At 46.3% G+C, this 25,938-nt stretch carries 18 protein-coding genes and 2 pseudogenes; all 20 read left to right on the top strand.

Annotated elements, in window-relative coordinates; all coding sequences use genetic code 11:
* The 20 genes and pseudogenes from JOE09_RS15125 (at nucleotide 1) to JOE09_RS26150 (ending at nucleotide 25,899) form a co-directional block, all read left to right on the top strand.
* On the top strand, nucleotides 1-2,166 hold the full coding sequence (locus JOE09_RS15125; RefSeq protein ID WP_205066355.1) for a hypothetical protein: 2,166 nt from the start codon (nucleotides 1-3) through the stop codon (nucleotides 2,164-2,166).
* A 4-nt stretch (nucleotides 2,167-2,170) separates the two neighbouring features.
* Entirely contained in the window at nucleotides 2,171-2,644 is a 474-nt protein-coding gene (locus tag JOE09_RS15120) for a hypothetical protein (RefSeq protein ID WP_205066354.1), read from the top strand.
* Nucleotides 2,645-2,975: 331 nt separating this feature from the next.
* Complete coding sequence (locus JOE09_RS15115; RefSeq protein WP_205066353.1) at nucleotides 2,976-3,443, top strand: hypothetical protein; 468 nt, start codon at nucleotides 2,976-2,978, stop codon at nucleotides 3,441-3,443.
* Nucleotides 3,444-3,648: 205 nt separating this feature from the next.
* Nucleotides 3,649-3,969 carry a hypothetical protein gene (locus tag JOE09_RS15110; RefSeq protein WP_205066352.1) on the top strand — a complete coding sequence of 107 codons (321 nt, stop codon included), beginning with the start codon at nucleotides 3,649-3,651 and terminating at the stop codon, nucleotides 3,967-3,969.
* Nucleotides 3,970-4,909: 940 nt separating this feature from the next.
* On the top strand, nucleotides 4,910-5,650 hold the full coding sequence (locus JOE09_RS15105) for a peptidoglycan recognition protein family protein (protein ID WP_205066351.1): 741 nt from the start codon (nucleotides 4,910-4,912) through the stop codon (nucleotides 5,648-5,650).
* Nucleotides 5,651-5,993: 343 nt separating this feature from the next.
* A complete protein-coding gene (locus JOE09_RS15100) occupies nucleotides 5,994-8,723 on the top strand; it encodes a type VI secretion system Vgr family protein (protein WP_205066350.1) in 2,730 nt (909 codons plus the stop codon).
* Nucleotides 8,724-8,725: 2 nt separating this feature from the next.
* Complete coding sequence (locus JOE09_RS15095; protein ID WP_239553103.1) at nucleotides 8,726-9,151, top strand: DUF4431 domain-containing protein; 426 nt, start codon at nucleotides 8,726-8,728, stop codon at nucleotides 9,149-9,151.
* Between the two features lie 3 nt (nucleotides 9,152-9,154).
* A complete protein-coding gene (locus JOE09_RS26155) occupies nucleotides 9,155-9,535 on the top strand; it encodes a hypothetical protein (RefSeq protein ID WP_239553102.1) in 381 nt (126 codons plus the stop codon).
* Nucleotides 9,522-10,871 (top strand): LysM peptidoglycan-binding domain-containing protein, encoded by a 1,350-nt coding sequence (locus tag JOE09_RS15090; RefSeq protein WP_239553101.1) that lies wholly within the window; start codon nucleotides 9,522-9,524, stop codon nucleotides 10,869-10,871. The genes JOE09_RS26155 and JOE09_RS15090 overlap by 14 nt, the downstream gene beginning before the upstream one ends.
* Nucleotides 10,872-10,944: 73 nt before the next feature.
* Nucleotides 10,945-11,487 (top strand): M949_RS01915 family surface polysaccharide biosynthesis protein, encoded by a 543-nt coding sequence (locus tag JOE09_RS15085; RefSeq protein WP_205066348.1) that lies wholly within the window; start codon nucleotides 10,945-10,947, stop codon nucleotides 11,485-11,487.
* Nucleotides 11,488-12,288: 801 nt separating this feature from the next.
* The gene (locus JOE09_RS15080; protein WP_205066347.1) at nucleotides 12,289-12,609 is read left to right on the top strand and encodes a hypothetical protein; all 321 of its coding nucleotides are present in this window, start codon (nucleotides 12,289-12,291) and stop codon (nucleotides 12,607-12,609) included.
* Nucleotides 12,610-12,638: 29 nt separating this feature from the next.
* On the top strand, nucleotides 12,639-13,847 hold the full coding sequence (locus tag JOE09_RS15075; protein WP_205066346.1) for a hypothetical protein: 1,209 nt from the start codon (nucleotides 12,639-12,641) through the stop codon (nucleotides 13,845-13,847).
* Between the two features lie 2 nt (nucleotides 13,848-13,849).
* Nucleotides 13,850-17,296: an ImcF-related family protein gene (locus JOE09_RS15070; RefSeq protein ID WP_205066508.1), complete on the top strand. Its 3,447-nt coding sequence runs from the start codon at nucleotides 13,850-13,852 to the stop codon at nucleotides 17,294-17,296.
* A gap of 139 nt (nucleotides 17,297-17,435) precedes the next feature.
* Nucleotides 17,436-18,500: pseudogene (locus JOE09_RS15065) on the top strand (polymorphic toxin type 44 domain-containing protein).
* 3 nt (nucleotides 18,501-18,503) lie between these two features.
* A complete protein-coding gene (locus tag JOE09_RS15060) occupies nucleotides 18,504-18,959 on the top strand; it encodes an immunity protein TsiR (protein WP_205066345.1) in 456 nt (151 codons plus the stop codon).
* Nucleotides 18,960-19,239: 280 nt separating this feature from the next.
* Nucleotides 19,240-21,741: a type VI secretion system Vgr family protein gene (locus tag JOE09_RS15055; RefSeq protein ID WP_205066344.1), complete on the top strand. Its 2,502-nt coding sequence runs from the start codon at nucleotides 19,240-19,242 to the stop codon at nucleotides 21,739-21,741.
* A 57-nt stretch (nucleotides 21,742-21,798) separates the two neighbouring features.
* Entirely contained in the window at nucleotides 21,799-23,526 is a 1,728-nt protein-coding gene (locus JOE09_RS15050) for a lipase family alpha/beta hydrolase (protein ID WP_338049362.1), read from the top strand.
* Entirely contained in the window at nucleotides 23,523-24,596 is a 1,074-nt protein-coding gene (locus JOE09_RS15045; protein ID WP_205066343.1) for a T6SS immunity protein Tli4 family protein, read from the top strand. Before JOE09_RS15050 ends, JOE09_RS15045 begins: the two co-directional genes overlap by 4 nt.
* 5 nt (nucleotides 24,597-24,601) lie before the next feature.
* A pseudogene (locus tag JOE09_RS26435) lies at nucleotides 24,602-24,757 on the top strand (DUF2345 domain-containing protein); the annotation flags it as partial.
* A 302-nt stretch (nucleotides 24,758-25,059) separates the two neighbouring features.
* Complete coding sequence (locus JOE09_RS26150; RefSeq protein ID WP_239553099.1) at nucleotides 25,060-25,899, top strand: esterase/lipase family protein; 840 nt, start codon at nucleotides 25,060-25,062, stop codon at nucleotides 25,897-25,899.
* Nucleotides 25,900-25,938 lie beyond the last annotated feature (39 nt).

Below are 25,938 nucleotides of genomic sequence, written 5' to 3'. Positions count from 1 at the left end.
ATGATTATCAGTCCTCCGTTTCTGAGAGATATAGATGCCACTCAGTCTGACGCAGACTGGATTGAAGCGATGATGCCAGTCAACTCTCGCCGGGGATACCCTCTCAATGCATCAGAGTCCTGGCACGGGGGTATCCATATATCACATACGGATGCAGGTACAACGCCGGAGAAAGTGAGGGCAATCGCTGACGGGACCGTGGTGTCGTTCCGCAAGCCCTCCCCGCCAGAGAAAAGAGACCAGTTCCCACTGAAGTATGCTCCCGTCAGGGGGACGGATGATGGCTATGTTTTACTGAAGCATGAGACGGAAATTGGTTCCGGCGAGGACGGTAAGGTCGTTTTTTACTCCCTGTATATGCATCTGAAGTTTCTGGAGTCCGGGATAAAAGCTGACGCCAGAATTTACCGGAAAGACCCGCTGGGCTCTTCCGGAATGTGTGACGGGCGGAATGAATTTCACTTCCAGGTTTTCTGCGATGATGACAACATCCGTAAGCTGACGGGACGAAAAACACAGGAACTGGATATCTCGACAGATGGCCGCACCGATGCGGTTTACGGTGATATCCATTTTTACCTGCCGGCAGGAACAACGTTTTACGACAAAGCACCCGCGAACAACAGTACTTCCACAACGGGTATGTCTGAACGCCATACCAGTCATGTGCCTCTGTATGTCAGTATGACTCTGGCACAGGGCAGTTGTACGATGGTGACCCGGCAAAAGAATACGCAGACTGACGGGAAATATGACCTGCTGGGCGAGCCGCTGGTTAACGCCGATGGTGAAGATTACGAATATAATCTTTATAAAACCGCGATGCGGAATTATAAGGAGAGCCCCAGCGCCGGGTTTGAGTTGCTTCGTTTTGGGCGGGTTATCAATACGGAAAATGAAACGCTGGTGCCGGTAGACGCGCCATTATGGATGACGGTCAGTTATCCGGGTGGAGCCGGAGTGGTCAATCTTGCCGCTCCCGGTATTAAAAAGTTCAGCGATGCAGACTTTCCCCACTGGACGGGATGGCGGCTTGTCGATGATGACAGCGATACTCATAGCCAGTGCAACTCGGCGATTATAAGGAAGTTACAGGAAGCGGGCAGTTACGAGGCTCAAAGCAACAGGCTTATCTGCTGTTTACCATTCGAGTGGGAAAAAAGCACCATAGATGCCAGGTATAAATGGCTGATGACCGGTCTGCCCTGGGAGCAGTGTACGCCGGAAAATACGGCTACGTGGAAGATGCCAGGCACGCAGGGATCTAAGGATCGGGTCCTGATGAGTGAAGAGGATTATGGCAGGTTCAGACAGCATGCTGAGGCGCTGTGTTTTGATTCAGGGGCTCTTGGTAGCGGAAGATTGTGGCATTTTGACCCATCTGCATTTATTTCTGCATTCAGAAAGTGTAATTGGTACTCAAAAGAAGAATTGGCACAAATCTACCCAGACAAGCTTTATCCGACTAAATCACTTGAAAAAATCGGTACAACGCCGGATGAAGTTAGAGAAAAATACAGAGTAATTATAAATCATTGTCTTGAAAAGTACTCTGTTGTCACCGCGACAAGAAAAGCTCATTTCTTTGGGCAAGGTGCCATTGAATCGGGAATGCTTTCGTTAATGATTGAGGGTTCTGCAAGCTTTGCGAAAAATCCTTTGCACGCTAGTTTTGCATCTGAGGAGAATGGATACTATAACCCTGCACCAGGCGGATATCTTGATTATTTAAATGGTCGTTTAGGTAATATAGAGTTAGGGGATGGTCCCAAATTTAGAGGGCGAGGAATGAAGCAGCTTACCGGTCGGGAGAATTATAGTAAATATTGGGGGTATAGAGGATGGTTAGATCTGCAGAAATACCCCATGAGCTACAAAGGTTTTATACATCAGTGGTGGAGCCCAGTAAATTTAGCCAAAGCGCCTACGATTGCCGAACCGCAACTTCTATCTACAGTCCCGTATAACTGCATCGATGCAGGATGTTGGTATTGGATTGCAGGCTCTCGCTCGGCAGGGTTTAGGCCAATAAATGCAAAAGTAAAAGAAATCGATATATCCTTTGAGCATTCACGATTTATTACTCATGCCATCAATGGCGGGTATGCTGCTGATGAATTGCGCTGGAAACAAACTACTCGAATTGCAAAAATTTTGATGGATTAATTATATGAAAATGATTATTGCAATAACTCCGCTATTTTTATTATCTATTCAGGTAAGTGCACTTGATGTTGAATTAAAAGGGAGTGATACAGTTGCTATTAAGTCTGGTGCCACTCTAAAAAAAATAAAATTAGATACTGTAATCAACGGTTATAACGTCAAATGCGATGGTTCTAAAATTATTATATGGGGTAAGCCAAAGAAGCTAAATGAAGATAGTCCTCAGGATACTAATATTATCTTGTTGGACATGGTGCATAACTATAAAAAATATGAGCAAGGCCTTAGCGAAGGAATCTTTGAGGTTGATTATCTTAAAAAAGGTGATTATGCCTACGTTGGCAGCAATCAAGGAGCCTTCATTAATCTATTCAATGGGCACCTGAAAGAGGCTACCTCTGAATTTGATCCCTCAGATGAAAACAACTTCGAATCCTGTAAAAAAAATGAATCCTGGGTGTTTAAAAGGTACCCATAATTTATTTTTCGGTGATTTTTCCACACAGTAGTGGTATACAATGTGTTAAATATGGTTGCTACAGATAGTATTCTCGCTCAATGAATGTGCCAATAGCATTTCTATTGATTTCGAGTACCCGAGAGTCTTCGTGTGCGATCGTTTCAGCTTGTTGCAGAAGTTCCTGTGTTTTTTATTAGCACCTCAGCTCTCCTGTGGGCTGTGTATTTTGGCCTCGTATATGTATATGATCTTTACAGGACAGTAAGGCAAATAGCTTTGATGCTCGATTTTTTATTGTCTGCAGATGGACAGGCCGGATGTTTATAAGCAAACTGCAAATGAACTCTAGTTGTACGGGAAAACCAAAATAGGCATTCTGAATATTTCGCCTGGGGATGGATGTAGTCACCCGAAAGGAGCATTCTATGATGATTACGGCAGAGAAACAGTATCAGGTTTGGATTGGATTACATTAGCTAGTTTGAGGGATTCTGAAAATTCAATTATGAGTTACGATGAAGTGGATGATCAGGTCTCTGGTATAACAATGTGGGGGAAGTTGACTGAATGGTTCGATAAGGCCGGATATGAGAAAGTATTCGATAACATTAGCCTTTCACATGCTAATGAGACAGATATAATAAGGCTTAATTCTTTTGCTAAACAAGGGTACAGAGTTGTAACCTTCATATCTGCTGAGATATTAAAAGGATGGGCAATGGTGACTCATCGTCAAAGAACCACTGGATCGTTTGGGATGAGCCTGTCTGTAAGGTTGATGGCGGAAGTATTACTTCTAAAGATAGTGATGAATTAATTGAAATAATGCTTCTCTCTTGGTGGAGAGTTTATTGTAAAATAAAATAAAATAAAATAAAATAAAATAAAATAAAATAAAATAAAAAAGCAGTCTTAACTACTTTTCCCAACATGTTTTTGGAGGGTTGGTTTTTAAATTAGTAAAATAAGCATGAAAAAATTCATTGTGCTCATCATTTTTTGTTTTAGATTATGAAAGTTCTATGCCGAAATTTTATCCTTCAGGAAGTGAACTTCCTGAAGGATATGTTGGGAAGAACTATTCGTCTGAAATTGAAATAACTAATACTATTTTATTTAAGGACAATATCGGAGTGACTATATCACCTCCGGGAGTTGGTTTAAAACGGATGCCGAAAGTGAATGCTTTGAAAGTTGGGGGAAGAGGAAGGGAAGAAGAAGATTATCACCATATAATAATTATGGGTAGGCCTAAGTTAAAGGTGGATATATTAATTCATATTAATGGGTGTTCTATGGGGGCGACAACACCAGGAGGTGAAATAGATAAAAACATAAAATAAAAATAAATTAAAAAGAGTTTATTGTTTTTTTTAGTGTGAGATTTTGCGGAAATAATATTTTTTTTGGAGCTGGACTTTCAAACCATTGAACTAAATGAAATATTTTATCTGCATTATGATTTTTATTGTACCTGGTTGCTCTGTGCTCACTCAGTAATCCTATCTGAAAAATAATATTAAAGATGCAACAATTAATCACAAATGCCAAGATGCCATTGAAATAAAAGATGTGGCTATTGATGAACTCAGCATTTCGGTAAGTATAATCCCGAACAAATCAGGGCTGGTATGGATTCAGGAGAAATAAAAAATAGTTTTTTGTGGAGAGGGTGGAGTAAAAAAAGATTACCACCGCCTCATCATAGTTGGGGGACCGAAAAAGTCAGGTTATTATCGCGTAACTGTTTCTTGGGTTACGCTTGGTACAATGTATTCCGGTAAAGACTTTTATAAGTAATATACGATAAAGATCAAGCAGTAACTTACTTAATGCATACCTGTTTTTCTAGAGCATAATTTCTCTGCCGATGTGAAATGTGAAGGAATACAATGAGCACTAATCCTACGATAGAATTCATTTAATTTTATTTCACCAAAGAAAGAGATTTTCTTGGATGATGAGGTTATGTCAGGTGATGATGATTTAAAGAGTAATGATTTTAATTCAGAATTTACAGTGTTATCGGCGCAGAAATTAGATAAAAAATTATGAAATTATTCCTCTTCAGTTAAATAATAGAGCCGCAGTGCGGAAAGCGATAATATCAGGAGTGAGAAAGAATGGATATGTATTCAAAACTCGCTCGGACTGGAAGGCCAGTGATAGCCAGAAAGTATCCCATGACTGAAATTATACTAAAGTCGCCATTCATAATGCTGGAAATAGTTATTCATGTTCAGATTAGAATGATGATAAAATAAGAAAATTGAAGAAGAGCATATGAATAACTTTAACCAGTTTGGTTATCATTATGCTGTTGGATGCGATGGTGAAATTTTTGAAGGGCAGGATATAAGAAATAAAGGTGCTCACATAAGTTTTGGCAACACATCTATTATAGGAATTGTATTAATGTCTGACTTAGATGAACAATGGTGGGATCTTGATGATGTGGTAACTCCTTTGCAAGAAAAGGCAGTAAAAGAAATCATATCTACGTTGCTTAACTATTTTAATATTACGGAACTTGGTGGGCACAAGGAACATCAGGTTTTTTACCGTAATCCAAAAAAGCCTAACGAAGTAATCGAAAGATCCTGCCCTGGTAATTTAGGTATGGAGTTTGTTGGGAGGTTGAGAAAAGAATTTAATCTGGGTCTGGGTAAACCAACTAAATATAAAAAAACTAGGGGGGATATGGGTAATGCTAACAGGTTAAATTATTGTTGGGTCGCTTTCATAATGGCATTAATATTGTCCATTGCATGGTTTTTTGTTGGTGTTGAGCAGGTATCTGGTGAATTCAAGGAAGATACAGAATATGTCTTTTTTATTAAAAAGCATATGAGTGAAAAAATTTTTTTCGTTGATCCAACAAATTGCAATGCAGGTTGTGATACACCATTACTTAGTAATTTAAATGAAGAAAAAATCAAGCAATTCTCAGATTATTGTTTTTATAGATATGATTTATCTTCTGAAGAGAATTGTTATAATATGTTGTATAGAAGTAATGACTGAATTAGCATAGGAATAAACTGAGAAAGATACATTATTTATACAGTGGGTTGATTTATTTTTAGTTAGGCTAAAAAATAGGGCTTTAATAACCATGGCTTGACTGTAAGTGGTTTGATATTATTTATTTTAAGTGGATGAGTGTAATGAATATTTATGGCTTGATGAAGTGCGTAACTATTGTTTCATATTATCAGTAGATATGAAAGATTGGGCGTGAATTAACAATCTATTTTGGCAAGGACTTTCATAAGGAATATGCGATAAAAATTAAGAAATAATTAACTTAATTAATTCATGCCTGTTTTTCTAGAGCATAATTTCTCTGCCTATGTGAAGGAATACAATGAGCACTAATCCTACGATAAAATTCAGCCACAGCCACAGCCACAGCCACAGCCACAGCCACAGCCACCACCTGCTGGCGGTACGCGGCTGTGATGCGGATCTGGACGTGCTTGCCTTTGAAGGCAGAGAAGCCCTGAGCCAGCCTTTCAGCTACCGCATTGAGTTCACCAGCAGCCAGCATGCCATCAGCAGGGAAAGCATGCTGCTGAAACCGGCGTCTCTGACGCTGCAGGCCCCGGTGGATCAGGGCCGGGGAATTAAAATCCAGCAGCCGGTGCGGGTGATCCAGGGTGTGGTGACGGGGTTTGACCGCCTCAGCACCTCAAAAGACGAGACGCGCTATGCCCTGACGCTGCAGCCCCGGCTGGCGCTGCTGGACCGCTCGCACCAGAACGCCATTTATCAGGACATGTCGGTGCCGCAAATCGTGGAGAAAATCCTGCGCGAGCGCCACGATATGCGCGGTCAGGATTTCCTGTTCTCGCTGGTGCAGGACTATCCGCGCCGCGAGCAGGTGATGCAGTACGGCGAAGACGACCTGCACTTTATCCGCCGTCTGCTGGGGGAAGTGGGTATCTGGTTCCGCTTCACCACCGACACGCGGCTGAACATTGACGTGGTGGAGTTTTACGACAGCCGGCAGGGCTGTGAGCCGGGCCTGACCCTGCCCTCGGTCCCGCCGTCGGGCCAGCATTCCGTGGGCGTGGACTCGGTGTGGAATATGGAAAGCCATCACCGGGTGGTGCAGAAGCAGGTCAGCACCCGGGATTACAACTACCGCCGGGCCGCCGAAGACATGAACACGCAGGTGGATGTCACGCGCGGCGACCCGACCACCTGGGGTGATGCCTACCATTATGCCGACAACTACCTGACGCCGGGCAGTGCGCACGACCGCAACCCGGCCCCGGAGTCCGGCGCATTTTATGCCCGCATCCGCCATGAACGCTACCTGAACGGGCAGACGCAGACCCGTGCCACCAGCAGCAGCCCGACGCTCTGTCCGGGGCAGGTGCTGAAGGTGACCGGGGGTTATGAGGTGGCGGCGGTGTTTGCTGACGGCGTGGTTATTACAGCGATAAACAGCCACGCGCGCCGTGACGCCGACTTTACCGTGCATGTTGACGGTATCCCGGACGGCACCGACTTCAGCTTCCGCCCGCCACCCGGCACCCGTCCGGTGATGGCCGGTACGTTGCCGGCCCGGGTGACCAGCACCACGCCGAACGATACCTACGGCCATATTGATAAAGACGGCCGTTACCGGGTGAACATGCTGTTTGACCGCGACGGCTGGGAAAGCGGGTTCGAAAGCCTGTGGGTACGCCAGTCGCGGCCGTACGCGGGGGATACGTACGGCCTGCACCTGCCGCTGCTGGCGGGGACGGAAGTGGCGATAGGCTTTGAGGACGGCAACCCGGACCGGCCGTACATTGCCGGGGTGCTGCACGACTCGGCGCACGGCGACCACGTCACCATCCGTAACTACAGACGTAACGTGCTGCGCACGCCGTCAAACAACAAAATCCGGCTGGATGATAACCGCGGGCAGGAACACATCAAGGTCTCGACGGAGTACGGCGGCAAAAGCCAGCTGAACCTGGGCCACCTGGTGGACAGCGAGCGGCAGAAGCGGGGCGAAGGTTTTGAGCTGCGGACGGACAGCCGGGGCGCGATACGGGCGCAGAAAGGGATATTTATCTCGGCGGATGGCCAGGCGAAGGCGCAGGGTGAGGTGCTGGAGATGGGGGCGGCGGTCAGCAATCTGGCTGAGGCCCGTGAGCAGATGACGGCCATTTCAGAGGATGCTCAGACGGCGAAGGCAAATCCGGCGGACCTTCAGGCACAGATTAAGCTGCTTGAACAACAGCTTACGGACCTTAAGAAATCGGTGCTGCTGATGAGTGCGCCGAACGGGATTGCGCTGACCAGCGGACAGCACCTGCAGGTATCGGCAGGCCAGAACCTGATTGCCACGGCCGGAAAGAATGCGGATATCAGCGTGGTGAAAAATCTGTTTATCGGGGTTGGTCATTCCCTCAGCGTGTTTGTACGCAAGATGGGTATCAAACTCATTGCGAATCAGGGGCCGGTAAAAATACAGGCGCAGAACGACCTGATGGAATTGTTAGCCCGCAAGGGAATCAGCATTGTCAGTACGGAGGATGAGATCAAAATCATCGCGAAGAAAAGGATCACGCTGAATGGTGGAGGAAGTTATATAAGGATTGATGCGAGTGCGATTGAATCAGCCACAGCAGGTGAATATCGTACTAAAGCTGGGCATTATGGGCGTAAGGGAAGTGCATCAGAAAAGGTTACGTTACCCGTATTTCCGGTAATGGAACCTGGCGAGCAAAGTCTACGTTTTGCTTTTCCTGGTGCAGATAGTGTCAGCCAAAGTATGGATTGGATGACAAATCAGCCATACAGCATCACTGATAGTAGTGGGAAAATACTGTCTACCGGAACGGTAGATAGTTCAGGGCGTTTCCCGAAAATAAAACTTCCAGAAAGCGATACATTAAATCTAATAATTGGGCGAGAGACCTGGGTACAGGAAGACTTTTCTACTTCGTTAACTGAAGATGACAATATGGAGGGTTTTAGGGATGAAGGATCTGATGCCGATCTTTATTTAAGTGAAGCAGATTCTGCAGGAGATAGAACATCAGCGTTGACTGAATCAATGATTGCAACTTTATTAAATATTACAAAGGTTATTTGATAATGTTAAATATGCTTATGAAACTTATGTTGAGTCTGGCTATCTTATTTTATAACTTCAGTGCATATGCAGTATGTCTGAAAGAAGGTGATAAGGTTGAACTCTCAGGAGTAATGAAAGAAGAGTTGTTTTACGGCCCCCCTAACTGGGGTGAAGATAGGGAGCATGACGAAAAATTACTCTACTGGATCCTGCATTTAAACAGTCCACTAAAGTGTGTGATTGATGCTAATGCTGAGCAAGATGGTTGGGACAGCAATGTGCAGCTCATTATTAGCGGTGACGATTATAAATCTAAACGCAATTTACTTAATCACCATGTAACGGTAAATGGGAATATTATGCTTGCAGTTACAGGCTATCATATGACTTCAGTTTTACTAAATCACTCCAGCTTTAAACCAACGGAAAAAAATAAAAAAGGATGATGTATGAGATTTGTGAAGGCAACATACCATCTTGAAATCAAGACGGTTGAGTACGAAGCTGGTGATGGGACTCGGTTGCTAAAAACTGCTGGGACATTGAATTGGAGGTTCAACAACCCAGGGAATATTATGGCATTACCTAATGCAAGTAAGCAAAATGGGCGGATAGGTGCCGGGACTGTATATAACCCTAAAAAAAATACATTTGCTATTTTTTCCAGTCTGGAAGTTGGAGAGCGTGAAAAATGTGCGTTATTGAAGCGAAAATATCGAGATAACACCATCTCTGAAATGATGTCGCAGTACGCACCTGCAACCGCAGGTAATGATCCTGTAGCTTATTCAAATTTTATAATCTCAGAGAGTGGGGTTGCAAAAAAATAAAAAAATATCTGACTTTGACGATGATGAATTTGACAAGGTTGTGGATGCAATCAGTAAAAAGGAAGGTGGCTTGAAGCCCGGAACTGAAAAATGGGTGTATGTGACAAATATAACTGTTTCTGATGGATCTCGACCAGTTGCAGATGTGCCATTTAAGGTGACGCTTGGAAGTACGAGCTATGAGTGGAAGACAGACGAGTACGGAAAACTTAAAAAAATTATTCATAGTAAACCTGGTATGTCTATTGTAATTAAATACACTAATTCTTTAGGTCAGGAAGATGTTGTTTATTCTACGGTTGCTGGAGAGGAAACGAAAAGTATATTACTTACAAGAAATTTCTCACAATTTTCTGCAAGAACACTTGCCGATGCACCAAAGATTCCACGAGAGAAGAGCACTCAGAAGCCAATAGAGTACACCGTTATGTCAGGTGATTCTCTTTCTAAAATAGCCGAGCGTTATAAAACAAGTGCCGGTGAGATTGCTAGAAATAATAATATTCCAGATGTAAGTAAGATCTTCCCAGGGCAACGCCTGACTGTTTATGGTGTGAATCCTGATAGCTCTTCAATTTATCTGGTTGCGCCTGGCGACACATTGGCAAAAATCGCAGCAAAGAATGAAATAGATGTAGATGAAATTGCTCGCCAAAATAATATTTCGGATCCTAATAAAATATATCCTGGGCAATCAATATCTATAAACAAAAATGGTCGCAGTAACTCTACACAGGGTGAGACGTCGAAAACTACTTCTAGCGCTTCAAAACCAGCGGAAAAACAACTACAAAAAAAAGATACCAGCAATACGAATAAGAAAAAACTGGAATCTGTCGGGGGGAAGAATTCTGGTAATCCTATTGCTCTGCTCCCGCATGATCAGCGAGAGGCTCCATGGATGAAAATAGCACTTAGTGAGGCAAAAAAATGGCATGGGACTAAGGAAGATCGAATTACTAGTAATTATCATTCATTAATAGGTCATAAGTGGTTAAAAAATTTAGTTGGAACATTAAATGCCTGGTGTGCGTCTTTTGTAAATTATTGTTTTCAAGAGAGTGGGTATCATAAAACAGTTCCAGACCCATATCGTGCAGTTTCTTTTTTTAAAGATAGTGTCAATTTTTTTGAGATCAAAAAACCTATCTATGGCTGTGCAGCATCATCAGGGCATCACGCAACCTTTGTATATGGAAAATCGAAATCTGGAGCATTAATTTGCTTGGGGGGAAATCAGAGTGATACAATAAAATTCTCTCTTTTTAATGGGTTGCGATTTTTTTACCAGTGGCATACAAAGGATATTACGAGTCAAATGAACATAAAGAGTTAGAGATTTTTGATGTGAATGAGCTCAATGAAATGATTGGCATTCATTCCAAAACAACTGGACATGAGAGTACAAGATGATTCTAAAATCCAAAATAACACTTGCATTGTTTTTAGTGGTTTTACCCATAAGTAGTAGTTTTGCATCTAAATTTACCAAAGATTTCTATCGCACTGATGGTGTCCACAGGGTGACGATTGATATTCAAGAAGAAAATTTAGATGACTTTAAAAATGCAAAAATAATTGCCTCGGAATATGTAAAGAATAAAAAGATATGGGGGCTTGTCGATTATGTAAATAGATGCCAGCTTGATATAAATATGGATTTGATTAAGGGCTCATTCGAGATTAAGAAAATCAATGGAACATTTAATACAGTGTTGTTTTCTTATACTATAGGCTGTGTGGGTGGACTCGATCCTGTTACTGTAAAGTATTTTGCTTACGAAAATGGCGTGAAGCATTCACTTCGAGGTGAGGAGCGTATTATTACGCCTGATGGGGTGATTGATGATAATGTTACACCAGTACCTGATGCTAATTTGAAAAATAACATCCCTTTGTATAAGTACATGATCAGTAACTGGCATAAAGCATCAACGGTTGTTCTGGAATAAATAGGATTCATAAGATATTTAATAAACTTAGTAGGTAAAAATTTAAAGGTGGTTAATTATTCTTTAGAAGCCAGTTGTTGTTTTTATTCTTTTGTTAAAAAATTGGTTTTCTCTAGTCCTGAGATAGTCTAAAAAGTTTGGAGTGATAATTCAGGGAGACATGCTGTAATTATAGAACAACGGCTCGATAGTAAAGATGGTGGAGAAAGGTTACTTATAAAGCAAATGACAAACAATAGAGAGGAGGGTGTTAGGGATTATGTTAGAAATTGTCAGCAGGACATAAAATTAGACGTTGTAGCTGATTCTATAGAGATTAATAAAACTTTATTTGATGGCGTAGGCACTGTTTTATTTTCATAAAAGATTGGATGTGTTGGTGGGATAGATTATGTCACAGTAAAGCATTTGTGTTTAGAAACGGAGTGGAATATTTCTTAAGTGATGAGGAGTATATTATCGTTGGGAAAGATGGTTTCGGTGGAGAGAAAGCACCAGTGTCTGACTTTGATTTCAGAAATGAGAAATCACTTCTGGAGTACATGATGAGAGAATGGACTTGTATATCGACTGCCAAAATAAATTAAAACAATAGAATTGACACCTCGGTAGTTGTTTTGGTTAGTATTGTCTATTTTATGGGGTTGTTATTAATTGATTTATTTTTTTACTTTTTACTATTACCTTTGATGTTTTCGATTTTTATTTCGAATTTACAGGTAATGGTACAATTGATATAAAAATAGCTCTGCAGTCAAAAAAATTATCCTAATACCATCATCAATGGTTATACGGTTAAATGTGATAATTAAAAATAGTTATGTGGGGGGGGCTGTTGAATTCAATGAAGTTAACCAGCAGGATAAAAACATTATGCTTATTAAGTTGAGTGAAGGTTGTAAAAAATTGGAAAAAATGAGTGAGTTAATTTTTGGTATTGAATATATAAAAGGTAAAAATAGCGTTTTCATTGACACCGGAAAGTTTTTATTTATCAACCTATCCACCGATCAACTTGCTAACGTGAAATTGACTTTGAATTTTCATATGATAGTAATTTTTAGTCATGTGGTAAAAATAAATTATGGGAGTTTAATCGATACAATTAAGCTGTCCAGATGAATATCCCTTGAAGATCAAAGAGGAAATGGATGTCGTATTCACTTAAATGCCTTCCTGATTATTATCCTCGGCCTGAATCTATAAAAATAGCGCGTTGGTTTATGACTCTGGGTATTATGTTGGCTCTCAGCATTATCCTGATGCGGATTTTTGGGCGGTATGTTGATAATCATCACTTTTGGTTATTTTCTTTGGGTGTCCCCGCGGCAATCTGGGGCTCTGCTTTCGCTTTCAGATTGGGTATATGGATGTTGCAGGATATAAAAGCAAATGGCTTTGATAGAAGGCGGGAACAGTGGATCCTGTGTGAAACTCGCAGTGCACGCCGCGCACTTCAGGTGCTGAATGCTTCATTTATTACAGGCCACACAGCATCTTCCCAGGAAGAAATAGCTATTTCCATGCAAGGCAACGACAGCATTATTTTTTCCCAGGTTGACCGAAATGGTAACGAAAGTACCCGCATGAGTCGGGTTGCTTCAAGCCCGCAAGATACACCAAAGTATTTGATTACTGAAATCTTTTTCAGGTTGCTTGCTAAGCTCCCGTTTATACAATTCCCTGACAAAGCATCTCTGGTTGTCGTTTTTAATATATCAACATCTTTGCCTCAAGAGGATATTCGTCATTGCTGGGATGACGCAATGAAAAAAAATAATATTACTGTCCCTTTTGAATACGGCGAAGGGAACGGACTCAGTATCATTGATGATTGGTTGAATACTCGTATTAAAGATAAAGCAATGCTGTTGATTGTGGGGCTTCAGTTTAATCCCTCAGACTCTGACAATACTGCAGAGGCAGGGGTCGCACTTCTCCTCGGCAACCGCCTGACCCAGGAGGCTCTCGAACCTGTTGCTCTGCTGCATCGCCCGGACCCCGCACAACCAGGAGGGCTGGAAGAGGGGATGCGAATGGCCGCCTATAACGTTCCGGTCAAAGAAAATATCGTCAAACACCTGTGGCTTGCCGGCTTGACGAAAGAGCAACGCGCAGAAGTGGTCGGGAACCAGAACAAGCATCCTGCTCAGTCCGTTGAAGACGACGCTGTAGCAAATCTTGACGTATCAATGGGACATGCAGGTGCAGCCGCTCCCTGGCTGGCCATCGCTGCAGCCACAGAAATTGCCCGGCAAACTCAATTACCGCAGATGATCATCAGCGGTGACACCACACAGGATGTGCTGTGGAGCACACTCGTTACCCCGATTGCTTCCCGAAAGGAGATGGACGCGTGAGGCTGAAAGCTTTATTACCGAAAACAACGGAAGGCCGCTACCTTGCTGTCGCCGTGTTCTTCTTAGCCCTGCTGGCCGTCATGACATTTATTGTCTGGAAACATCCGGACATTGCAGGTCTGCAGCCTAACAGCGAGCAACAGACTTACTGGCTTATTGCCGGAGGCTGTGTCACTGGATGTGTATTGCTTGCTTCACTGTTGCTTTTGGTCACGGTTCGAAGTGCCGGGAAGGCCGAATTTGATGACCTGGTTGAAGGAACAAACGGCGATGATGAAAAAAAGAAACGGGAAACTGAGAAGGTCGCTGTTCATCCGACCGTAGCGATGTGTCACGTCCTTCGCCGCCATTTGAATTCACGTTTTGGACTTTTCTGGCGCCGTAAGGTCCGCCTGTTACTGGTCACGGGTAACGAAGAAGCCATTGAGCAACTGATACCTGGCCTGCAGAATAATCAGTGGCTGGAAGGGAACCGTACGATACTGATTTATGGCGGTAGTCTGACTGCTGAACATAAAAAAGAAAAATACACCGCTCTGCGTAAACTGTGTCGGGGGCGTCCCTTAGACGGGATTGTCCGCGTGATACCAGCGTCGCTTAACCTCACCCCACAGATCAGTGACAACGATTTACGCGGGCTGGAAATAATCAGCGAGCTACTGCGCTATTCGGCTCCCGTCTGGATATGGAAGCTGTGCGACAGTGACTGGTCTCAGACGAACCGCACCGAACAGGCCGTGGGGGCGTTGTTCCCTCTGCGTGCCAGGACTGACGATGTTACCCATCAGTTGGAATCGATGCTGGTGGGGCTACGGGAACAGGGGGTGAGTCAGATTGCTGAACACAGACAAAACGATTTCCTGCTGCGTCTCGGCCAGTTCCTGAAAACAGGCGGTATCCACCACTGGGCAGAGCAGTTGACTCCCTGGATGTATACCAGTCAGCAACGCATCCCGTTACGTGGCCTGATGTTTAGCCTGCCGGAGAATAAACCCGCCACTATTGCAGGAGGAACAACCGGTGCAGCACCTGCCGACACTGAGAAATATATCCCGGAATCACAACGCCATGCGCTGACCCTACCGGTAACCTGGCAGGGGATCGTTGATGACTGTAGCCGCGTGCGTGGCCGCCGTGTCGGTATGGCGTGGGAACAGACGCTTGCCTGGACGCTGATGGGGATTATTGGTGTCTGGGGGGCGGGGACGCTGCTGTCGTTTGCGGTCAATCGTCTACAGATAGTTTCTGTTGCTGAACAGGCGCATGCTCTGGTGAAGCATCCTTCCGTATCGGATGACCAACTGACGGCTTTGCACAGGCTGCGTAATGAAGCCGGCCGCCTGCAACACCGTATTAAGGAAGGCGCGCCGTGGTACCAGCGCTTTGGCCTCGACCATAATCTGCCATTACTCAATGCCATGCTGCCGTGGTACGGTGTGGCGAACAACCGTCTTATCCGTGACCCGGCAAATATTGCCCTGCAGCAGAAGCTCAGCACGCTGTCAAACTCGGCACCGAACAGTGACCAACGAGCTCAACTGGCGAAGCCAGGGTATGACCAACTAAAGGCATGGCTGATGATGTCGCACCCGGATAAGGCCGACGGCGCGTATTACGCTCAGACCATGAAAGCTGTGCAGCCGACGCGGATGGGCATTTCAACCGGCCTGTGGCAAAGCCTGTCGCCGGATTTGTGGGCCTTCTATATCACCGAACTGCCGAAGCAGCCGCAGTGGAAAATCACACCGGATGCGCAGCTGGTCAGCCAGAGTCGGCAGGTGCTGTTGCAGCAAATTGGCCGACGCAACGCCGAAAGTGCGCTCTATGAAAATATGCTCAAATCTGTGCGTCGTAACTTCGCCGATGTGTCCCTGGAGGATATGACCAGCGGTACCGATGCGCGTCGTCTGTTCACTACCGACGAAGTGGTGCCGGGCATGTTTACCCGCCAGGCCTGGGAAGGGGGCATTCAGCAGGCCATTGAGAAGGTGGCAACGTCGCGCCGGGATGAAATTGACTGGGTGCTGAGTGACAGCCGGAAAGCCGTTTCCTCAGACCTGTCGCCGGAAACCCTGAAAGCACGTCTGACGCAACGTTACTTCACCGACTTTGCCGGCAACTGGCTGAGTTTCCTCAATAGTCTCCGGCTTAATCCGGCAAACAATATCGCGAATGTCACCGACCAACTCACGCTGATGAGTGATGTTCGCCAGTCCCCATTGATTGCGCTGATGAACACCATTGCCTGGCAGGGGCAGACCGGTCAGAAAAGTGAAGGGCTGTCTGACTCCATCATCAAGTCAGCCAAAGAGCTGGTGGGTGGAAGTGAGAAGCCCGCCATTGACCAGACGGCCTCCGGTCCGCAGGGGCCGATGGATGAAACCTTTGGTCCGCTGCTGACTCTGATGGGCAAAAACACCGGCAGCAACGTCATGTCGGCCGACACCTCGCTCAGCCTTCAGACCTACCTGACGCGTATTACCCGTGTCCGTCTGCGCCTTCAGCAGGTCGCCAGCGCCTCAGATCCGCAGGCGATGATGCAGACCCTGGCCCAGACCGTGTTCCAGGGAAAAAGTGTCGACCTGACCGATACCCTGCAGTACGGCAGTCTGATTTCGGCCAGCGTCGGTGAAGAGTGGAGCGGCTTTGGCAGTACGATGTTTGTGCAGCCGCTGATCCAGGCCTGGGAAACAGTTCTGCAACCGTCAGCGGCGAGCCTCAATGACAAGTGGAGTCGTTCAGTAGTGGCCAACTGGCACACGGCCTTTGATGGCCGCTATCCGTTTGCCGCCAGTAAAAGCGAAGCCTCCCTGCCGATGCTGGCTGAATTTGTACGTAAGGATAGCGGGCGTATTGAACGCTTCCTGACCACGGAGCTCAGTGGTGTTCTGCACAAAGAGGGCAGCCAGTGGGTACCGGATAAGGCCAACAGCCAGGGATTGAGCTTTAACCCTGTCTTCTTGCGTGCCATTAACCAACTGAGCCAGCTATCGGACATCCTGTTTACCGATGGCAGCCAGGGCATCAGCTTTGAGCTTCAGGCGCGTCCTGTACCACAGGTAGTGGAAACTCAGTTGACCATTGATGGACGAAAGTTGCACTATTTTAACCAGATGGCCGACTGGCAGAGCTTCCGCTGGCCGGGAGACACTTTCAAGCCGGGGACTATGTTGACCTGGACTTCAACCCATGCCGGAACACGCCTGTTTGGGGATTACAGCGGAACCTGGGGATTCATTCGCTGGCTGGAACAGGGGAAGCGGCAGCAGCTTGATCGCAGTCAGTGGATGATGAGTTATAGCACCCCGGACGGACACACCCTACAGTGGGCACTGAGAACGCAACTGGGCAATGGGCCACTGGCGCTGTTGGCGTTACATCACTTCAGCCTGCCCGAACAGATATTTAGCATAGATAGCACTGTCACGCCTCAGACTGCTTCGTATTAAAGCCACGCAAACTGAAACTGATACATAGGGCTTCATCGGGAGATGATCTTTTTCATATCTAACTATTTTTCCATCGAACCGGTAAGTAGGGGGGGACTGCGCGGCTAGCTGGAGCTGAATTTATCAAGGAGAGTCATATATGGCCGAAGGTAACTATCTGGTACAGGGCGATAAAACAACCTGCGGTGGAAGGATCACGACAGGCGCAGAAGATCACACATTGTTTGATAAACCTGTTGCCCGGGAACAGGACAGTGTGACCTGCGGAAAACACGCCGGGCTCTACAAAATTGCCGGTGGAATTGATAACGACATCATTCATGGCAGGCGGATGGCCGGAACACTCGACAGCTACAGTACTTGTCCTTGCAGGGCAAGATTTATAGCGTCGATGCTGGATGATACGTATGAAAAAAACAGTTGAGGAACAGATGATTTATTTAAATCTGGTACTGTAACTTCTACGCAGGCATCATCTGAACAGTCTCTATCTAAAGCAAAACTGCATACGGAAGAGATGATTACGTATCACTGTACGCATAAAGATGGTGCGATTGAGGTGGCTGAATATACTCTTAGTGAGATTAAGGCGAATGTAAATGGCCGCACAGCGGAAATAATACGCCATTTAATAGACGAAGAGATCTTAAAGCAAATGTATGCTGAATGGGAGCAACTTCTCTTTTATGCAAAAATTGCTCCGCCTCCTCAGCCCGATTTAATTGCTGCAATGACAGTGTGGCATCAGACTGTTAAAACAGGTTCAACCTGGGATCACAAACCAAAGATCCGCGATCAATTTGGTTTCTTAGGTGTTGCTCGCCCACTTCCACCGCCAGGCAATACTCCATCTAAGTCCTATTATCACAAATATAAAAAGTATGATTATTTTTATGATGTATGGTCGAATATTCATTATGGATATGTCGGTCTAAGTGTTGGATTCAGTCAGGATTTGTTGTTGTCTGGATCAACGTGGGAGCAAAATATGACCCCCGGTGCTGTGGGTGACGATACCTTAGATGATGTAACCAGTATGAAGATAGGTTTTGACCTCTACCATCAATATGGGAAAATGGCGGAAAAATTAACTGCTTTGGATATTCTGAACGCTTTGGATAATAGCTCACTATCAAAGCTTCCAGTGTCAAAGCAAAAGCACTGGTGCTGGAATGTTGAAAACCCTGATCGTGTTGAGGAATGAAAAATGAAAAAAATGTTATTTTTTTTATCGTTCTGTTTTTTTATTTTGATATTTTCAGTGGTTTTTCTTTCTCTAAGGCCTACGGTCACTGTCATAAATTATTCAAAAAATCGTTTGTACTTACATTTTTATGAGGTTAAATATGATGTTGAGCCAAATCCTGAACAGGTGGATAGGATAGTAAAATCAAATCCTGATATTGTTGAGCCTGGTGAAAGAGTTAAGTTGACTATATCCTTAACTTCTGTAATGGAAAGCGCTGTGGGGTTTAATATTGGATGGCTTGCTGGTGGTAGATATTCATATAATGCCACTGGCGGTGGCGGTCAGAATTTCACCATCACGTCAAAACAGGGAGAGTGTTCTTTCTCCTTGAGTGTTCTTGATGGGTATAATAATTATCTTCTTGAAGGTCGGAAAAGAAAGTTCTGCATTGCCAGGTTGTTGCCAAAAAAATGAAATCTATAGTCGATATTTATTTAATAATTTTTTATGAATTGCTGAGTTAGTTTAGTTGTTTTTATTTTATGTAGTAGGTTGGTTTTATTTTTAAATGTATTTTTTTTGGTGTGTTAATTTTGTTCTTTGTAAGATTGTCTCATCGTACTATACATGTTTGAAGTAAAATAAACCTTCTCGCCAAGTTCATTTCTAGTGCTAAATATATAAGTAAAAGTATAGCGAGAAAAATAATTAATTTAACGGTCATTTAATCCATCTTTATATCTGAAGGCACTCAATGGACGCCAATTCTACGATAAAATTTAGCCACAGCCACCACCTGCTGGCGGTACGCGGCTGTGATGCGGATCTGGACGTAATGATCTTTGAAGGCCGGGAGGCGCTAAGCCAGCCGTTCAGTTATCGCATTGAGTTCACCAGTAGCCAGCATGACATCAGCAAGGAAAGCATGCTGCTGAAACCGGCGTCACTGACGCTGCAGGCCCCGGTGGATCAGGGCCGGGGGATTAAAATCCAGCAGCCGGTGCGGGTGATCCAGGGTGTGGTGACGGGGTTTGACCGCCTCAGCACCTCAAAAGACGAGACGCGCTATGCCCTGACGCTTCAGCCCCGGCTGGCGCTGCTGGACCGCTCGCACCAGAACGCCATTTATCAGGACATGTCGGTGCCGCAAATCGTGGAGAAAATCCTGCGCGAGCGCCACGACATGCGCGGTCAGGATTTTCTGTTCTCGCTGGTGCAGGACTATCCGCGCCGCGAGCAGGTGATGCAGTACGGCGAAGACGACCTGCACTTTATCCGCCGTCTGCTGGGAGAAGTGGGTATCTGGTTCCGCTTCACCACCGACACGCGGCTGAACATTGACGTGGTGGAGTTTTACGACAGCCGGCAGGGCTGTGAGCCGGGCCTGACCCTGCCCTCGGTCCCGCCGTCGGGCCAGCATTCCGTGGGCGTGGACTCGGTGTGGAACATGGAAAGCCATCACCGGGTGGTGCAGAAGCAGGTCAGCACCCGGGATTATAACTACCGCCGGGCCACGGAAGACATGAACACGCAGGTGGATGCCACGCGCGGCGACTCCACCACGTACGGCGATGCGTATCATTATGCCGACAACTACCTGACGCCGGGCAGTGCGCACGACCGCAACCCGGCCCCGGAGACCGGCGCATTTTATGCCCGCATCCGCCATGAACGCTACCTGAACGGGCAGACGCAGACCCGCGCCACCAGCAGCAGCCCGACGCTCTCTCCGGGGCAGGTGCTGAAGGTAACCGGGGGTTATGAGGTAGCGGAGGTTTTTGCTCAGGGCGTACTCATCACGGCAATGCACAGCCACGCGCGCCGTGACGCCGACTTTACCGTGCATGTTGACGGTATTCCTGACGGTACGGATTTCAGCTTCCGCCCGGCACCCGGCTCCCGTCCGGTGATGGCCGGTACGCTGCCGGCCCGGGTGACCAGCACCACGCCGAACGACACCTACGGGCATATCGATAAGGACGGACGCTACCGGGTCAACATGCTGTTTGACCGCGACGGCTGGGAAAGCGGGTTCGAAAGCCTGTGGGTACGCCAGTCGCGGCCGTACGCGGGGGATACGTACGGCCTGCACCTGCCGCTACTGGCGGGGACGGAAGTGGCGATAGGCTTTGAGGACGGCAACCCGGACCGGCCGTACATTGCCGGGGTGCTGCACGATTCTGCACACGGCGACCACGTCACCATCCGTAACTACAGACGTAACGTGCTGCGCACGCCGTCAAACAACAAAATCCGGCTGGATGATAACCGCGGGCAGGAACACATCAAGGTCTCGACGGAGTACGGCGGCAAAAGCCAGCTGAACCTGGGTCACCTGGTGGACAGCGAGCGGCAGAAGCGGGGCGAAGGTTTTGAGCTGCGGACGGACAGCCGGGGCGCGATACGGGCGCAGAAAGGAATATTTATCTCGGCGGACGGCCAGGCGAAGGCGCAGGGCGAGGTGCTGGAGATGGGGGCGGCGGTGAGTCAATTGCAACAGGCCCTGAACCGGGCTGAAGCCCTGAGCAGTGCCGTTGAAGCAGCTAAAGCCGAACTGGCGGACATTCAGACTCAGAAGGCGCTATTGCAGCAAACACTGACCGAACTGAAACAGTCCGCACTGTTACTCTCCGCCCCGGAGGGCATTGCCCTGAGCACCCCAAAAAGCGTGCAACTGTCAGCGGGTGAGAATGTTATCAGCACCAGTGGAAAGCACACTGATTTCAGTGCCCTGAAAAGATTCACCGTGGCAGCCGGGGAGAAGGTGAGTTTGTTTGCCCAGAAGCTGGGTATCAAAATCTTTGCCAGTAAAGGGAAGGTGGAGATACAGGCGCAGGGTGATGAAATGACGCTGGATGCACTGAAAGATATCCGTATCAGCAGCAGTAAGGGAAAAGTGGTTATCAGTGCGAAGCAGGAAATTATTCTGACCAGCGGCGGGGGGTATATCCGCATTGCTGACGGTATCGTGGAGTGTGGGGCCCCGGACAAAATTATCCAGCGTGCTGCTGTATGGCAGAAGTTCGGGGGGCAGAGTATGAGCCAGGCAGCGCAGAGCTGGGAAAGCGCGGATTTTGCCGTGACGCCTGAAGTTCTGCGGCTATCGGATAGCTCTCCCGTGGACGGTCTGAAACTGGGTTTAACTGGCGGGGATGGCGCGCAGCAAAATCTGACGACTTCAGCCTCGGGGGCCACGCCAGTGCAGAATAATATAAATATTGACTCTCTCAGTGCCACCTGGCTGGATAAAAAATAAGGTGCAGGAATTGAGCGCTCTGTTATTTCAGAGCATATCTTTGGGGAGTGCATTGGTTTGATTGCCCCGAAGGTATTTTCTGAAAAGTATTTTCCTGAACGGAAAAGGACGGAATTCATGGTAGAAGAAAATACTACGGGTAACGATACCCGCCCCTCTGTGACCTGTATAAAGCCTGAATGGGATGACAGTGGAAAGGTCTACTGGCCCGGTATCCAGAATCAGAAAAAATCAGCGAACGCTAAAGCCGTTTTGATCCAGCCGCCGGTCAAAACGATCCCCGTCATCTTTCTACCCGGCGTGATGGGGACTAGTTTGATGGGGAGTGGGGAGGGCGGGAAAAATCCTGTCTGGCGTGGAGACAGTGAATTAAAGGTATACGGTCAATGGGCAGGAAAAAGTGGAGATAAGCGAAGAGACCTGCTTAATCCAGACACGACAAAAGTGGATAATCGGGGGGATATCGACCAGGCCGTCTATTCTCCCCTCACCGATGACGGGAAACTATTTCCAACCCGGCGGGATCGGGGCTGGGGAGAAATATTATCTTTCAGCTACGGCAAGTTTCTAAGCGTTTTCCAGGGCGCGCTGACGGATGACTGGCAGCAGAGCCTTATTAACTATGGCAAATCAACACCGATAAAAAGTGGGATTTTGAGCCAGCTGGTTGGCAGGGCGCTGTCTGAGGGGAAAGATCTTGAAATTACCGGCGAATCTATCCTGACTCAGGAGGAGCTGAACCATTTTCAGAACTTTTTATTCCCGGTGCACGTCTATGGCTATAACTGGCTGCAGGACAATAAAACGTCGGCGAAAGGGCTGGTAGCTTTTATCGACAGGACTATCAACCTCTACAAAAATCACTGTGGCCACGGCATGCCTTTTCCCGCCGGGCAGGAAAAAGTCATTATTGTTACCCATTCTATGGGGGGGCTGGTGGCCCGCTACGCCTCCCAGGTCTGCGGAGCAAAAGATAAAATCCTTGGGATAGTGCACGGGGTGATCCCCGACCTTGGCTCTCCGGCGGCGTACCGCCGCATGAAGGTCGGAGCAAAACAGGAAGGCATGGCAGGGGCGGTGTTGGGTAACTCAGCAAAAGAGCTGATGCCGGTCCTGGCACGGGCGCCTGCGCCGCTACAGCTTTTACCCTCGCCGAAATACCTTTCCGGAGCTCCCTGGCTGACGGTGCAGGGCAGGGCTGAAGATGGCAGTGATGTAAAACTGCCTCAGAACAGGGATCCGTTCAAAGAGATTTACCGGAATAAAACCCTCTGGTACCGCCTGTATGAACCCGACATTATCGATAAGGATGAGGAGGCTATCAAGAGTAATTGGGCTGAGTACAGCGATATTATTCGTAAAGCAGTAAAACCATTTATTGAAAGTTTAGACAATACCTATCATCCCAATACCTACGCCTTCTATGGCCATAAAATAGCTTCAGACGGTACGCTGGCATGGAGAAAAACCTCCATCACCTACCCGAAAAACATGCATGAAAGTGACAGGAAGCTGCCCAACAACATCCGGGAGGTCCCCCTGCCCTTTAATCGCTCACAGATGTACGAGGTCACTTCGTCAAAAACGCCTGGAGATGGCACGGTGCCGGTGGAATCGCTGAGTGCGCTATGCCGCAACGGCGAAATAAAAAGTGTTCTGGCGACCGGTGTTGATCACCAGGGAGCCTACGACGTCAGCAGCCTGAAGGATATTCATGCGAGGCCTGCCCTGCAGTTTACTCTCAGGGCTATTGTGAAAATGGTTCAGGAGATCCCTGGCCCATGAATGCAATCCGGCAGATAACAGCGTTATCTCTTATGGCGGGCAGCCTGTATTTTATTGCCCCGGCTACGGCATCCACGCTAATGCAGAAGGACAGTTCAGTGATAGATACTTTGTTTGCGCAGACCAAACCGCAGTGTATCGGGCGCTATGTGATTGGTGTTCCTGAGTCATTTAATAATCAGCTTCACGACATGATTTTTATCGATGACTTTAAAATTGAAAGTAAACCTCTCTATCCACCCGCCTTTAAGCAGCGGGTGCAGTTAAGAGAACAGGCGCTGCACGATGCTGTTAATAAACCTGAAAATAAACCTGAGAATGCTCCTTTCCTGAAGGAGGTGATTATCTTACCCGATGGGCGCGGTGTTATCTTTGATCATAATGAATCTGGTACGCCGGATATCTACCGGAAGCTGGAGGCCCATGTCTATGTGAATATGGTGGCCTTTATGATTACCGCAAACTTCAGGGACTTTTCCGGTGAAAAAAATAAGCAAGATAAAATTGAGTATTTATCCGATGGTTTTACTGAGGCCGATGCAAACACGAAGCCCGCCAAACTTGTTGCACTGAAATCGTTGATTTCGCGCTTAAGCGGCAGAAAAGATGATGGTATCCCGGTAGCTAAGGGTATCTGTATCCCAAATGGATTTATTCATGATGACGGGGAAAAACATCGGGAAAAAATCACATTCAGTTATGAAAATGATGATTTCATTCTGGGCGTGTATACAAATAATACCTATATGGGTTCTGATGACACACTTTTTAATCGTACCGCTGAAGTCGAAAAAACACTCAAAATAGCCAATCAACATACGCTTAAAAAATACGCACTCTCACCGGGTGGGGTACCCGCCCAGGCATGGTTATCCGGTGGTCCGCAAACCATAGATAATAATGTCAATCCTCTCTATGAATTTGACCTGTATGCCAACGAGGCCGATGCCACGCCAGCCAAACCCTGGTTAACAATCGGGATAAACAATTTTGATAAAAAAACGCGTTACAGCCAGGCGCAGATGATTGAAATCTGGGACAGGCTGGTGAATTCACTGCGCTATAAATGAAGCAAACGCTGAGTGATCTGAAACAGTCCGCACTGTTACTCTCCGCCCCGGAGGGCATTGCCCTGAGCACCCCAAAAAGCGTGCAAGTGTCAACGGGAGAGAATGTTATCAGCACCAGCGGAAAGCACTCTGATTTTAGCGCCATGAAAAGAATTAACGTGACGCCTGAAGTCCTGCTGATGTCTCATAGCCCACCTATGGCGGCTCAGAAACCAGGTCTAACTGGCGGTGATGGCGCTTAGCAAAATCTGGCAAGCCCTGCTTCAGGGGCGATGGCGGTGCAGAGGTGTGTAAATGTTGATTCTCTCAGCGCTATCTTATTAGATAAAATATAAGACAATAAAACTAAGCATTATTTTAATTATTTTTATATGCCTCCGGAACTGCCTAAATTCCGCCATCGGGATCTCGGTGGTTCTCCGCTGGATAGGATCAGGATTCAATCTATATATTAAGGATGATTATGCTGCAGGATGAACATAGTGAAATAATTCAACATTGTTTTGGCAGATTTAATGATAAAAAAAAGGTTGTATGGGATGATATTACACTGAAACACAAATCGCTTAATGCCATTGCTCGCTGTTATTGTCCCCCGACCAGGGTTGTTCCTGTCATTTTTTTACCTGGCATCATGGGGTCTAATTTACGGAGTAAGACAGATAAGAAATCAATATGGCGAATCCGAACTGGAACCTTAGGGAAGGCTAATGATGCTCTCAGTTGGGTTTTTACATCAGCAAATAAAAGGAGGAAGTTACTTAATCCAGAAACAACAGAAGTAGATCCTACTCAAAATGTCGAAAATAATAATAATGAATCGACTTATTTTGCAAATTCCCGGCAGGAAAGAGGATGGGGGAGTGTACTACAGTTTTCATATGCAGACCCTCTCGACAAGTTACAAAAAGAACTGCTGGCATGGGAAGGCTACTATGATAAGGCCAGAAAAGATGGCGTTTGCTCTGCTAGTGCTGCTGACGAATATTTTAGTGGTAACTCAATTTTTCGTCATTTTTTGGGTGAAAAAATATCACCTGATGATGAGTCTCCACTTTCGTTCAATGAAGCTAATAATTACCGTAATCTACTGCTTCCGCTTCATGCTTTCGGTTATAACTGGCTACAGGACAACGCTCAGTCAGCACAGGATCTGGCGAAATACATCGATGAAGTTTTAAATTTATATAGACCTAATACTAATGGTGATATAGGGCATGGACTGGCGTTTGAAAAGGGACACGAAAAAGTGATTCTGGTGACCCATTCAATGGGGGGGGCTGGTTTCCCGCTATGCGTCTGAGCTATTAAATACACCGGCTAAAGATAAAATATTAGGCAT

It is taken from the genome of Pantoea coffeiphila, assembly GCF_016909495.1.
Classification (GTDB): Bacteria; Pseudomonadota; Gammaproteobacteria; order Enterobacterales; family Enterobacteriaceae; genus Erwinia; species Erwinia coffeiphila.
The sequence above is the reverse complement of the archived record's forward strand: the minus strand, read 5'-3'. Positions and strand labels throughout refer to the sequence as shown.

Coding starts and splice junctions, on each gene's coding strand:
- JOE09_RS15120 (WP_205066354.1), top strand. CDS start 2,171: ATGAAAATGATTATTGCAATAACTCCGCTATTTTTATTATCTATTCAG.
- JOE09_RS26150 (WP_239553099.1), top strand. CDS start 25,060: ATGCTGCAGGATGAACATAGTGAAATAATTCAACATTGTTTTGGCAGA.
- JOE09_RS15125 (WP_205066355.1), top strand. CDS start 1: ATGATTATCAGTCCTCCGTTTCTGAGAGATATAGATGCCACTCAGTCT.
- JOE09_RS15105 (WP_205066351.1), top strand. CDS start 4,910: ATGAATAACTTTAACCAGTTTGGTTATCATTATGCTGTTGGATGCGAT.
- JOE09_RS15060 (WP_205066345.1), top strand. CDS start 18,504: ATGAAAAAAATGTTATTTTTTTTATCGTTCTGTTTTTTTATTTTGATA.
- JOE09_RS15085 (WP_205066348.1), top strand. CDS start 10,945: ATGATTCTAAAATCCAAAATAACACTTGCATTGTTTTTAGTGGTTTTA.
- JOE09_RS15095 (WP_239553103.1), top strand. CDS start 8,726: ATGTTAAATATGCTTATGAAACTTATGTTGAGTCTGGCTATCTTATTT.
- JOE09_RS15045 (WP_205066343.1), top strand. CDS start 23,523: ATGAATGCAATCCGGCAGATAACAGCGTTATCTCTTATGGCGGGCAGC.
- JOE09_RS15110 (WP_205066352.1), top strand. CDS start 3,649: ATGCCGAAATTTTATCCTTCAGGAAGTGAACTTCCTGAAGGATATGTT.
- JOE09_RS15100 (WP_205066350.1), top strand. CDS start 5,994: ATGAGCACTAATCCTACGATAAAATTCAGCCACAGCCACAGCCACAGC.
- JOE09_RS26155 (WP_239553102.1), top strand. CDS start 9,155: ATGAGATTTGTGAAGGCAACATACCATCTTGAAATCAAGACGGTTGAG.
- JOE09_RS15075 (WP_205066346.1), top strand. CDS start 12,639: ATGTCGTATTCACTTAAATGCCTTCCTGATTATTATCCTCGGCCTGAA.
- JOE09_RS15055 (WP_205066344.1), top strand. CDS start 19,240: ATGGACGCCAATTCTACGATAAAATTTAGCCACAGCCACCACCTGCTG.